Below are 11978 nucleotides of genomic sequence, written 5' to 3'. Positions count from 1 at the left end.
AGCTTCAATGAGTAGCCAGGGTTTCGTCGAAACCGATCTGCAACAGCCCGTCAGCGCCGAGTCCCTGGAGACCGCGGAAGAGACGCTGGCGCTGGACGCCGAAGGACCGGCACCTGCCGCCGAGGCGCCGGCCGCGCCCAGCGTGCCTGCCGCCAATGTGGATGACAGCAGCCTCTACATCCATCGCGAGCTGTCGCAGCTGCAGTTCAACATCCGGGTGCTGGAACAGGCCCTCGACGAATCCTATCCGCTGCTCGAGCGGCTCAAGTACCTGCTGATCTTTTCCAGCAACCTGGACGAATTCTTCGAGATCCGCGTGGCGGGTCTGAAGAAGCAGATCACCTTCGCCCGCGAGCAGGCCGGAGCCGACGGCCTGCTGCCGCACCAGGCGCTGGCGCGCATCAGCGACATCGTCCACGGCCAGGTGGAGCGGCAGTACGCCATCCTCAACGACGTGCTCCTGCCGGCCCTGGCCGAGCAGCAGATCCGCTTCATCCGCCGGCGTTACTGGGACGTCAAGATCAAGGCCTGGGTGCGCAAGTTCTTCCGCGACGAGATCGCGCCCATCATCACCCCTATCGGCCTGGATCCGACCCACCCCTTTCCGCTGCTGGTGAACAAGAGCCTCAACTTCATCGTCGAGCTGGAGGGCATGGACGCCTTCGGCCGCGACTCGGGTCTGGCCATCATCCCGGCGCCGCGCCTGCTGCCGCGGATCATCCGGGTGCCGGAGGAGGTCGCTGGACCCGGGGACAACTATGTCTTCCTGTCCTCGATGATCCACGCCCATGCCGATGACCTGTTCCCCGGCATGAAGGTCAAGGGCTGCTTCCAGTTCCGCCTGACCCGCAACGCCGATCTCTCGGTGGACACCGAGGATGTCGAAGACCTGGCCCGCGCCCTGCGCGGCGAGCTGTTCTCACGGCGCTACGGCGATGCGGTGCGGCTCGAGGTGGTGGACATCTGCCCGAAACACCTCACCGACTACCTGCTCAAGCAATTCGGCCTGGGCGACAGCGAGCTGTACAAGGTCAATGGTCCGGTCAACCTGACCCGGCTGTTCTCCATCACCGGGCTGGACAGTCACCCGGAGCTGCAGAACGCCCCCTTCACCCCGACCATTCCCAAGCTCCTGCAGAAGAAGGACAACCTCTTCAACGTGCTGGGCAAGCTCGATGTGCTGCTGCTGCACCCCTTCGAGTCCTTTACCCCGGTGATCGACCTGATGCGCCAGGCCGCCAAGGACCCCAACGTCCTGGCGATCAAGCAGACGCTCTACCGCAGCGGCGCGAACTCGGAGATCGTCGACGCCCTGGTGGATGCGGCGCGCAGCGGCAAGGAGGTGACCGCGGTCATCGAATTGCGCGCGCGCTTCGACGAGGAATCCAACCTGCAGCTGGCCAGCCGCCTGCAGCAGGCTGGCGCCGTGGTCATCTATGGCGTGGTGGGCTTCAAGACCCACGCCAAGATGATGCTGATCCTGCGCCGCGAGAATGGCGAGCTGCGCCGCTACGCCCACCTGGGCACCGGCAACTACCACGCCGGCAACGCCAAGCTGTACACCGACTACAGCCTGCTGACCGCCGACGTGGCCCTGACCGAGGACGTGCACAAGCTGTTCAACCAGCTGATCGGCATGGGCAAGACCCTGCGCATGAAGAAGCTGCTGCACGCGCCCTTCACCCTGAAGAAGAACCTGCTGGAGATGATCAACCGCGAAGCGGTGGCGGCCAGCGAAGGGCGGCCGGCGCAGATCATGGCCAAGGTCAACGGCCTCACCGATCCCAAGGTCATCCGCGCCCTCTACAAGGCCAGCCAGGCCGGGGTGAAGATCGACCTGGTGGTGCGCGGCATGTGCTGCCTGCGGCCAGGCGTACCAGGCGTGTCCCACAACATCCAGGTGCGCTCCATCATCGGTCGCTTCCTGGAGCACAGCCGCATCTACTACTTCCTCAACGGTGGTGACGAGAAGCTCTATCTCTCCAGCGCCGACTGGATGGAGCGCAACCTCGACATGCGCGTCGAGACCTGCTTCCCGGTGGAGGGCAAGAAGCTCATCAGCCGGGTCAAGAAGGAGCTGGAAGGCTACCTCACCGACAACACCCAGGCCTGGGTGCTGCAGGAAGACGGCAGCTACATCCGCCAATCGCCCACCGGCAACCAGAATGCCCGCAGCGTGCAGGCGACGCTGCTGGAGCGGTTGGCCAGTCCGGTGGTGAATACCCGCTGATGGCGTGTCGGGCCCATGCCGCCATGGGCCCTGACCGGTTTCGTAAGGTGGGTTGAGCGGGAGCGAAGCCCAGCTGTTGCGTGTGCAGCTCTGCACCTTAGGTTTTGTGGGTGCCCTGGCTGTGCATTGAGCTTTGCTGATGTTTCTTGTTTCGCCCGCCCGGGCGAGTCACTTTTTGCAGTCGCGCAAAAAGTAACCAAAAACGCTTGCCCCGACCATCCGGCCCTACGCTTCGCTCCGGGTCCGCTCACACCAGCACCGTTCCGGGGTCGGTCCAGATGGGCCATCCATGGCCCACTGAACCTCTCGCCGCATCCATGCGGCTCGACCCACTCCACGGCACTGGCGTTCGCCCTCCTGAACGGGGCGAATCGCTAGCCTGAAAGTTTTGATTGAAAAACCGTAGCGTGGCCAACGGCGTAGCCTTGTCCACAAAGCCCGCGGTGCATACCAGTGGAAAACGCTGCGCGGTTTTCCACGCTACAAGGATGTGCATCAGGCATCAGGCTTGCGCCCTGTTCCCGTCAGTGAGGCAGAGTCCAGGTGTCGCGGAGGGGGATGCGAGGCAGGACGGCGAGCAAGGCGCAAGGGGCAAGAGTCCACTTCGTGTCGTGCACTTGGAGCGGCGCCGGAGCGCAGCGGAGGGCCGAAACGTGGGGCAAGCGTTTTTGCTTACTTTTGTCCGGGGCGCGCAGCCGCGATTGGCAAAAGTGAGTCGCCCGGGTGGGCGAAACAAGAGCCATCAGCAGACCACGATAATCAGCTAGTGCCGTGAAAGGCTAAAACCCAAAGCGTGGGGCTTCGCTCCCGCTCCACCCAACCTACGAAAAATCCCCTCAGCGTACGCTCAACCGATACCCCACCCGCTCCAGCCACTGGGCCTCCAGCTCGAAATCCGCCTGGGTCAGGGGGTTTTCCGCCAGCCAGCCATCGGGGAATTGCACGTCCAGGCTGCGCTCGCCAGCGCTGAGCTGCACGTCCGGAATGCTCTTGTGGCGGATGTGGTGGAAAAGGATGGCGAAGCGCAGCAGCAAGGTCAGGCGCAGCAGCGGCTCGCCTTCCGGGCCCAGCTCCTGCAGGCGGTCCAGCGGAATGTTGCGGCGATGGCCGCGTACCAGCAGGGCCAGGGCCTGCTGGTCACGGCGGGAGAAGCCGGGCAGGTCCGAGTGCTCGATCAGGTAGGCGCCGTGCTTGTGGTACTGGTAGTGGGCGATGTCCAGGCCGACGCCGTGCAGACGCGCGGCCCAGCGCAGCAGTTCGGCATGGTTCTCGTCGGTCAGGGCCCAGGCCTCGGCGACCTGTGCCAGGGACTTCAGGGCGCGCTTTTCCACCCGCTCGGCATGGCGCTGGTCGACGTGGTAGCGCTCGGCCAGGGCGTTGAGGGTGCGCTCGCGGACGTCTTCGTGGCTGTGCCGGCCGATCATGTCGTAGAGCACCCCTTCGCGCAGGGCGCCTTCGGAGAGATGCATCTCCTGCAGTTCCAGTGCCTTGAACAGGGCTTCGAGGATGGCCAGGCCGCCTGGCAGGATGGCGCGTCGATCCGGCTTCACGCCGTCGATGTTGAGCAGGTTGATGTCACCCTGCTTGAGCAGCTTGCGCTTGAGCCATTCGATGCCGTCCGGGGTGATCTCGCCATTGCCGCGGCCGGCGGCCTGGATCGCCAGGGCCACCGCGCGGATGGTGCCGGAGGCGCCGAGGGCCTGGTGCCAGCCCATCTCGCGCAGGCCCTGGTCGATGTTCATCAGTTCCAGGCGGGCGGCGGTATAGGCGCGGGCGTACTGGGCGGCGGTGATCTTGCCGTCGGCGAAGAATCTCTTGGTGAAGCTGACGCAGCCCATCTGCAGACTCTCGCGCTGCAGGGTCTCGAAGCGCTGGCCGATGATGAATTCGGTACTGCCGCCGCCGATGTCGGTCACCAGGCGGCGTCCGGGCACATCGGGCATGGAGTGGGACACGCCCAGGTAGATGAGACGGGCCTCTTCGCGACCGGAGATGACCTCGACCGCATGGCCGAGCACGGCTTCGGCGCGCTGGATGAATTCGGCGCGGTTGCGCGCCTCGCGCAGGGCGTTGGTGCCCACCACCCGCACGGCGCCGCGCGGCATGCCGGCGATCAGCTGGGCGAAGCGGCGCAGGCAGTCCAGGCCCCGCTGGATGGCCTCTTCGCTGAGCAGGCGCGACTCGTCCAGACCGGCGGCCAGCTGGATCTTTTCGCCCAACCGCTCAAGGATGCGGATTTCCCCGTGGGAATGGCGCGCCCGGACGATGTGAAAGCTGTTCGAGCCCAGGTCGATCGCGGCGATCAGTTCGTGGGGTTCGGCTGGCGAAGGCTGCATCTGGAGGCTCTCGGCGATAAACCGCGCCATCGTGCCAGCTAGCCGGTGGCGGCTTCAAGCGCACAGCGGTTACGGTTGCGCAAAGTGGCAGAAAAAATAGGGTTTTTCCGCCTCAGGAGGCCACCTGACCGATGAACTGGGCCAGTTCCGGCGTCTGCGGATGGGCGAACAGCTCCTGGGGATGACCGCTTTCGTGCACCTTGCCCTGGTGCATGAACACCAGCTTGTCGCCGACCTCGCGGGCGAATCTCATCTCGTGGGTGACCATGATCAGCGTCATCCCCTCGCGGGCCAGTTGCTTGACCACCATCAGCACCTCGTTGACCAGTTCCGGGTCCAGCGCCGAGGTGATCTCGTCGCAGAGCAACACCTTGGGCGACATGGCCAGGGCGCGGGCGATCGCCACCCGCTGCTGCTGGCCGCCGGAGAGGCGATCCGGATAGCTGTCGAATTTCTCCGCCAGGCCGACCCGTTCGAGCATCTGCCGCGCCAGGGCGCGGGCTTCGTCCTTGCTGGTCTTCTTGACCACCTGGGGCGCCAGCATCACGTTCTCGCCCACGGTCAGGTGCGGGAAGAGGTTGAATTGCTGGAAAACCATGCCGACCTTCTGCCGCAGCGACCTCAGATTGACCCGGGCGGCGTCCAGGTATTCGCCATCCACCTCGATGACGCCGTCGTTGATGGATTCCAGGCCATTCAGGGTGCGCAGCAGGGTGCTCTTGCCCGAGCCACTCTTGCCGATGATGGCCACCACCTGGCCTTCCTCGACGGTCAGGTCGATACCCTTGAGCACATGGTGGTTGCCATAGTGTTTGTGCAGGGCGGTCACTCTAAGCAGCGGCATGCAGTCTCCTTTCCAGCCAGCGGGCGGCCAGCGACAGCGGATAACAGAGGATGAAATAGCCCAGGGCCGCGAGGCCGTAGACGGTGAAGGGCTGGAAGGTCGCATTGGCGAGCATGCCGCCGATCTTGGTCAGTTCGGTGAAGCCGATGATGGAGGTCACCGCGGTGCCCTTGACCACCTGCACCGAGAAGCCCACGGTGGGCGCCACGGCGATGCGCAGGGCCTGGGGCAGGATCACGTGGCGCAACTGCTCGAAGCGGGTCAGCGCCAGGCTTTCCGAGGCTTCCCACTGGCCATGGGGAATGGCGTCGACGCAGCCCCGCCAGATCTCGGCGAGATAGGCGCTGGTGAACAGCGTCAGGGCCAGGCCGGCGGCCAGCCAGGCGGGGACTTCCAGGCCCAGCAGCGACAGGCCGAAGAAGGTCAGGAACAGCTGCATCAGCAGCGGGGTGCCCTGGAACAGCTCGATGTAGCCACGCGCCAGCAGGCGGAGCGGCCGGAGCGTCGAGTTGCGCGCCAGCAGCACCAGCACGCTGGCCAGGCCGCCGAAGAGGAAGGCCGCCAGCGACAGCAGCAGCGTCAGGCCGAGACCGCTGGCCAGGCTGCGCAGGATGTCGGCGAGAGTGAAGTCCATCAGCGCCTCCTGACGATGAAAAAGACGCCCAGCCAGTGCAGCGCCTGGCGCACGCCGATGGCCATGAGCAGATAGATGAGGGTGGTCAGCAGATAGGTTTCGAAGGCGCGGAAATTGCGCGACTGGATGAAGTTGGCGGCAAAGGTCAGCTCTTCGGTGGAGATCTGCGAGCAGACCGCCGAGCCCAGCATCACGATCACCACCTGGCTCGACAGCGCCGGCCAGACCTTGGCCAGCGCCGGGCGCAGGATCACGTAGCGCAGGGTTTCGAAGCGGGTCATGGCCAGGGCCGCCGCCGCTTCCAGCTGGCCGCGCGGGATCGCCTGGATGCCGGCGCGGATGATCTCGGTGGAGTAGGCGCCGAGGTTGATGACCATGGCCAGCACCGCCGCCTGGCCGGCTTCGATCCGCACCCCGATGGAGGGCAGGCCGAAGAAGATGAAGAACAGCTGGATCAGGAAGGGCGTGTTGCGGATCAGTTCGACATAGACCCCGAAGGCCTGCGCGAAGGGTTTCAGGCGCCAGGCGCGGCAGGTGGCGCCGACGATGCCGATGAGGATGCCGAAGAAGCCACCGATCACCGTCAGCTCAAGGGTGTAGAGCGCTCCCTTGAGCAGCAGGTCGCTCTGCGCGAGCACGGGCTGGAAGTCGAACTGATACGCCATGGCGCGTCGATCCTCAGAGAGTGGCCGGCAGGGGATCGCCCAGCCATTTTTCGGAGTTCTTGCTCAGGGTGCCGTCGGCGCGGGCCGCGTCGAGAATGGCGTCGACCTTGGCCTTGAGCGCCGGCTCGTTCTTGTTGATGCCCACGTACACCGGCGAATCCTTGAGCTTGACCTTGAGCACTGGCTCCTTGGCCGGATTGCGCGCACCTATCACCTTCATCACCACGCTGCCGCTGGCGATCAGTTCGGACTGCCCGGCCAGGTAGGCGGCGATGGTGGAGTTGTTGTCTTCGAAGCGCTTGATCACGCTGTCCTTGGGCGCCACGTCGGTGAGCGCCAGGTCTTCGATGGAGCCGCGGGTGACCGAGATCACCTTGCCGGCCAGCTGCTCGGGCGTGCTGATGGCGGCATCCTTGGGACCGAAGACGCCGAGGTAGAAGGGCGCATAGGGCTTGCTGAAGTCGATGACCTTTTCGCGGTCGGGATTCTTGCCCAGGCTGGAGATGACCAGGTCGACCTTGCCGGTGGTCAGGAAGGGAATGCGGTTGGTGCTGTTGACCGGGGTGACTTCCAGCTTCACGTTCAGCTTGTCCGCCATCAGTTGCGCGGTGTCGATGTCCAGGCCGCGCGGCTTGAGATCCGGGCCGATCGAGCCGAAGGGCGGGAAGTCCTGCGGCACGGCGACCTTGAGCACGCCGCGCTGCTGGATGTCGGCCAGCTGATCGGCTTGGGCGGGGGTGTGCAGGGCGGTCAGGCCCAGGGCGAGCAGGGAGAGGGCGGTCCAGCGCTTGAGCATGACGAGACTCCGAAAGCAGGAAGGGATGGCTCTGCCCAGTGCATTTCATGTGCCAGTCCCCTGCCAGACGGGTGCAAGGGCCGTCTGGCCTGAGGATTGGTCTTACTGGTCTGAACAGTTGTCCCGCTCAGTGCCCTGAACTTCCGCTTGCCGTGAGCCGCTTTGGTGCGCGGCTATGGCGGCGTGCTCTGCCTTGGGGCTGCACTTGAAGTCGCTGTAAATTGGGCATAAAAGGCAAGCTTCCGGACTGACTGGCCTGACCACGCCATGCCCCTCGCTGCCACCCGTGCCGTACCCCAATATGCCGTCGACGCCATTCGCCGGCTGATCGAGACCGAAGGCTATGCCCCCGGCGCGGCCCTGCCCGCGCAGCGCGAGCTGGCCGAGCGGCTGGGGGTGAGTCGCGCCTCCCTGCGCGAGGCGCTGTCCACCCTCAGTGCCCTGGGCCTGGTCAGCGTCCAGCCCGGGCGCGGGGTCTATGTGCAGGAAGCGACGGGCGCGCCGGACGGACACTGGCCCTTCGCCGGCGAGGTCGCCGCCGCCCATGTCTTCCAGCTGAGATTCGCCCTGGAGGGCTTCGCGGCTGGCCTCGCCGCCGTCACCCTGGGCGCCGCCGACCTGGATCGCCTGGAGGTCAATCTGGCCGCCCTGCATCGGGCGCTGCGGGCCAACGAGCTGGAAGAGGCGGCCGTGCTGGACTTCGATTTCCATCGCCAACTGCTGCTGGCCGCGGACAATCCGGCCATGCTGGCGGTGATCACCAGCAGCCCCGAGCGTTTCCACGAAAGCCAGAAGCTACCCTTCGTGCGCCCCGAGCGGGCCCTGGAAACCTGGCAGGAACACCGGCGGATCCTCAGGGCGCTGAGCCGCCGCTCGCCCGCGGCCGCGCAAAAGGCCATGCGCGAACATATCCGCAATGCGGCGCTGCGCAGTGGAACCCCTTTCCCGGTACCTGCGGTCTAACATCAATGCCGGTCATAGCCACCATCAATGTTCGAATGCTTTCGAAGTGACGGCAGCAGGGCTATCATGGCCGTACATCAAGTCGCACCCGAATTCGGAGAGAGTCAATGAGCGAATACATCACCAACGTCAGCGACGCCAGCTTCGAGCAGGACGTGCTGAAGTCCGACAGCCCCGTGCTGGTCGACTACTGGGCCGAATGGTGCGGTCCCTGCAAGATGATTGCCCCGGTTCTGGACGAGATCGCCAAGGACTACCAAGGCAAGCTCAAGGTCTGCAAGCTGAACATCGACGAAAACCAGGATACCCCGCCGAAGTACGGCGTGCGTGGCATCCCGACCCTGATGCTGTTCAAGAACGGCGCGGTCGAGGCCACCAAGGTCGGCGCCCTGTCCAAGTCGCAACTGGCCGCCTTCCTTGACGCCAACGTCTGAGTCAGCCAGTCGAAAGCCCCGCCATGCGGGGCTTTTTTATGCCTGGACGGCTGGACGAGCACAGGTGCAGGTGCTAGATTCCAGCCCACGACCCCATCAGCGGGCCGTCTTCTCATCTGCTGTAGCCGTCAGTTCTCCTCTTCAGAACGCATCCCGCGAAGCTAATCTCGCATCCGGCCGCTCAGCTCGAATCCCTCCTTCGCCTCTTCTCACGTCAACATACGTCTATGAATCTGACCGAACTCAAGCAAAAGCCCATCACGGAACTGTTGGAAATGGCGGATGCCGCGGGCTTGGAAAACATGGCCCGGTCCCGCAAGCAGGACATCATCTTTGCGCTGCTCAAGAAGCACGCCAAGGGTGGCGACGAGATTTCCGGGGATGGCGTGCTGGAGATCCTGCAGGACGGCTTCGGCTTCCTGCGTAGCGCCGACTCCTCCTACCTGGCCGGTCCCGACGACATCTATGTCTCTCCCAGCCAGATCCGCCGCTTCAACCTGCGCACCGGCGACACCATCATCGGCAAGATTCGTCCGCCGAAAGAGGGCGAGCGCTACTTCGCGCTGCTCAAGGTCGACACCATCAACTTCGACCGTCCGGAAAACGCCAAGAACAAGGTGCTGTTCGAGAACCTCACGCCCCTGTTCCCCAACAAGCGCCTGACCATGGAAGCCGGCAACGGCTCCACCGAAGACCTCACCGGTCGGGTCATCGACCTCTGCGCCCCCATCGGCAAGGGTCAGCGCGGTCTGATCGTCGCGCCGCCCAAGGCCGGCAAGACCATCATGCTGCAGAACATCGCGGCCAACATCACCCGCAACAATCCCGAGTGCTACCTCATCGTGCTGCTCATCGACGAGCGTCCCGAGGAAGTGACCGAGATGCAGCGCACCGTGCGCGGCGAAGTGGTGGCCTCCACCTTCGACGAGCCGCCGACCCGCCACGTGCAGGTCGCCGACATGGTGATCGAGAAGGCCAAGCGCCTGGTCGAGCACAAGAAGGACGTCGTCATCCTGCTGGACTCCATCACCCGTCTGGCGCGTGCCTACAACACCGTGATCCCCAGTTCCGGCAAGGTGCTCACCGGTGGTGTCGATGCCCACGCCCTGGAGAAGCCCAAGCGCTTCTTCGGTGCCGCGCGCAACATCGAGGAAGGCGGCAGCCTGACCATCATCGCCACCGCGCTGGTGGAAACCGGCTCGAAGATGGACGAGGTGATCTACGAGGAATTCAAGGGCACCGGCAACATGGAGCTGCCCCTGGAGCGGCGCATCGCCGAGAAGCGGGTCTTCCCGGCCATCAACATCAACAAGTCCGGCACCCGCCGCGAAGAACTGCTCACCGACGAGGAAGAGCTGTCGCGCATGTGGATCCTGCGCAAGATCCTGCATCCGATGGACGAGATCGCCGGCATCGAATTCCTCCTCGACAAGTTGCGTCAGACCAAGACCAACAACGAGTTCTTCGATTCGATGAAGCGCAGCAAGTAAGGCGCAGTCGCATACAAAGGCCGGGAAATCCCGGCCTTTGGCGTTTCTGGGCCAGTGCTTTCTCGATGCGCGACTCAGGCGGTAGACTGCCAGACTTTCCCCAGCGCCAAGAGGCCGCATGCAATACCGAGATCTGCGTGACTTCATCCGCAGCCTGGAGCAGCGTGGTGAACTGAAGCGCGTGACCGCCCCGGTCTCGCCGATCCTCGAGATGACCGAAATCTGCGACCGGACCCTGCGCAAGCAAGGCCCGGCGCTGCTGTTCGAGAATCCCGTGGGCTTCTCCATGCCCGTGCTGGGCAACCTGTTCGGCACGCCCCAGCGCGTAGCCCTGGGCATGGGCGCCGAGGACGTCGGCGCCCTGCGCGAGATCGGCAAGCTGCTGGCCTTCCTCAAGGAGCCCGAGCCGCCCAAGGGCCTCAAGGACGCCTGGTCGAAGCTGCCGATCTACAAGAAGGTCATCAGCATGGCGCCCAAGGTCCTCAAGGACGCCCCCTGCCAGGAGGTGATCGAGGAGGGCGAGGCGGTCGATCTGGGCAAATTGCCGATCCAGCACTGCTGGCCGGGCGACGTGGCGCCGCTGATCACCTGGGGCCTGACGGTCACCCGCGGCCCCAACAAGGAGCGTCAGAACCTCGGCATCTATCGCCAGCAGGTCATCGGCCGCAACAAGCTGATCATGCGCTGGCTGAGCCATCGGGGCGGTGCCCTGGACTTTCGCGAGTGGTGCCAGAAGCATCCCGGTCAGCCCTATCCGGTGGCCGTGGCCCTGGGCGCCGATCCGGCCACCATCCTCGGCGCGGTCACTCCGGTGCCCGATACCCTGTCCGAATACGCCTTCGCCGGCCTCTTGCGCGGCAGTCGCAGCGAACTGGTCAAGTGCGTGGGCAACGACCTGCAGGTGCCGGCCAGCGCCGAGATCGTGCTGGAAGGCGTCATCCATCCGGGCGAGACCGCGCCGGAAGGGCCCTATGGCGATCACACCGGCTACTACAACGAGGTCGATACCTTCCCGGTCTTTACCGTGGAGCGCATCACCCGGCGTCGCGATCCCATCTATCACAGCACCTACACCGGGCGTCCGCCGGACGAGCCGGCCATCCTGGGCGTGGCGCTCAACGAAGTCTTCGTGCCCATCCTGCAAAAGCAGTTTCCGGAAATCGTCGACTTCTATCTGCCGCCAGAAGGCTGCTCGTACCGCATGGCGGTGGTGACCATCAAGAAGCAGTACCCCGGCCACGCCAAGCGGGTGATGCTGGGCGTCTGGTCGTTCCTGCGGCAGTTCATGTACACCAAGTTCGTGATCGTCACCGACGACGACATCAATGCCCGTGACTGGAACGACGTCATCTGGGCCGTGACCACGCGCATGGATCCCAAGCGCGACACCGTGATGATCGACAACACCCCCATCGACTACCTGGACTTCGCCTCGCCGATCTCCGGCCTGGGCTCGAAGATGGGCCTGGATGCCACCCACAAGTGGCCGGGCGAAACCACCCGCGAGTGGGGGCGGGCGATCGTCAAGGACGAAGCGGTGGTCAAACGGGTGGACGAGATGTGGTCCAGTCTCGGGATCGATTAAC

Annotated in this window: 10 protein-coding genes; 5 read left to right on the top strand and 5 right to left on the bottom strand. The window is 64.7% G+C overall.

What is annotated here, in order from left to right:
- Positions 1-7 precede the first annotated feature (7 nt).
- Positions 8-2230: a polyphosphate kinase 1 gene (gene ppk1 / locus OXS31_RS08875; RefSeq protein WP_027600336.1), complete on the top strand. Its 2223-nt coding sequence runs from the start codon at positions 8-10 to the stop codon at positions 2228-2230.
- An 836-nt stretch (positions 2231-3066) separates the two neighbouring features.
- Here the strand turns inward: ppk1 and ppx are convergent.
- The 5 genes from ppx to OXS31_RS08850 all read right to left on the bottom strand — a co-directional run bounded on the left by ppx (position 3067) and on the right by OXS31_RS08850 (position 7505).
- Positions 3067-4566, bottom strand: a complete 1500-nt coding sequence (gene ppx, locus OXS31_RS08870; protein ID WP_027598183.1) for an exopolyphosphatase — start codon at positions 4564-4566, stop codon at positions 3067-3069.
- Between the two features lie 112 nt (positions 4567-4678).
- Complete coding sequence (locus OXS31_RS08865) at positions 4679-5410, bottom strand: amino acid ABC transporter ATP-binding protein (protein ID WP_027598184.1); 732 nt, start codon at positions 5408-5410, stop codon at positions 4679-4681.
- On the bottom strand, positions 5397-6047 hold the full coding sequence (locus OXS31_RS08860) for an amino acid ABC transporter permease (protein ID WP_169854531.1): 651 nt from the start codon (positions 6045-6047) through the stop codon (positions 5397-5399). Before OXS31_RS08860 ends, OXS31_RS08865 begins: the two co-directional genes overlap by 14 nt.
- The gene (locus OXS31_RS08855; RefSeq protein ID WP_027598186.1) at positions 6044-6709 is read right to left on the bottom strand and encodes an amino acid ABC transporter permease; all 666 of its coding nucleotides are present in this window, start codon (positions 6707-6709) and stop codon (positions 6044-6046) included. The genes OXS31_RS08860 and OXS31_RS08855 overlap by 4 nt, the downstream gene beginning before the upstream one ends.
- A gap of 13 nt (positions 6710-6722) precedes the next feature.
- Positions 6723-7505, bottom strand: a complete 783-nt coding sequence (locus OXS31_RS08850; protein ID WP_144945801.1) for a transporter substrate-binding domain-containing protein — start codon at positions 7503-7505, stop codon at positions 6723-6725.
- A gap of 267 nt (positions 7506-7772) precedes the next feature.
- Here OXS31_RS08850 and OXS31_RS08845 point away from each other — a divergent pair, with 267 nt between their 5' ends.
- The 4 genes from OXS31_RS08845 to ubiD all read left to right on the top strand — a co-directional run bounded on the left by OXS31_RS08845 (position 7773) and on the right by ubiD (position 11977).
- Positions 7773-8468 carry a FadR/GntR family transcriptional regulator gene (locus OXS31_RS08845; RefSeq protein ID WP_042135298.1) on the top strand — a complete coding sequence of 232 codons (696 nt, stop codon included), beginning with the start codon at positions 7773-7775 and terminating at the stop codon, positions 8466-8468.
- A gap of 107 nt (positions 8469-8575) precedes the next feature.
- A complete protein-coding gene (trxA, locus tag OXS31_RS08840; protein ID WP_017639417.1) occupies positions 8576-8902 on the top strand; it encodes a thioredoxin TrxA in 327 nt (108 codons plus the stop codon).
- A 227-nt stretch (positions 8903-9129) separates the two neighbouring features.
- On the top strand, positions 9130-10392 hold the full coding sequence (gene rho, locus OXS31_RS08835; protein WP_007161344.1) for a transcription termination factor Rho: 1263 nt from the start codon (positions 9130-9132) through the stop codon (positions 10390-10392).
- Positions 10393-10510: 118 nt separating this feature from the next.
- Positions 10511-11977, top strand: a complete 1467-nt coding sequence (gene ubiD / locus OXS31_RS08830; protein ID WP_074583511.1) for a 4-hydroxy-3-polyprenylbenzoate decarboxylase — start codon at positions 10511-10513, stop codon at positions 11975-11977.
- The last annotated feature ends 1 nt before the right edge of the window (position 11978 follow it).

It is taken from the genome of Pseudomonas sp. GM_Psu_1 (assembly GCF_026544185.1).
Classification (GTDB): domain Bacteria; phylum Pseudomonadota; class Gammaproteobacteria; order Pseudomonadales; family Pseudomonadaceae; genus Chryseomonas; species Chryseomonas oryzihabitans.
This window is presented reverse-complemented; position numbering and strand designations above follow the sequence as displayed.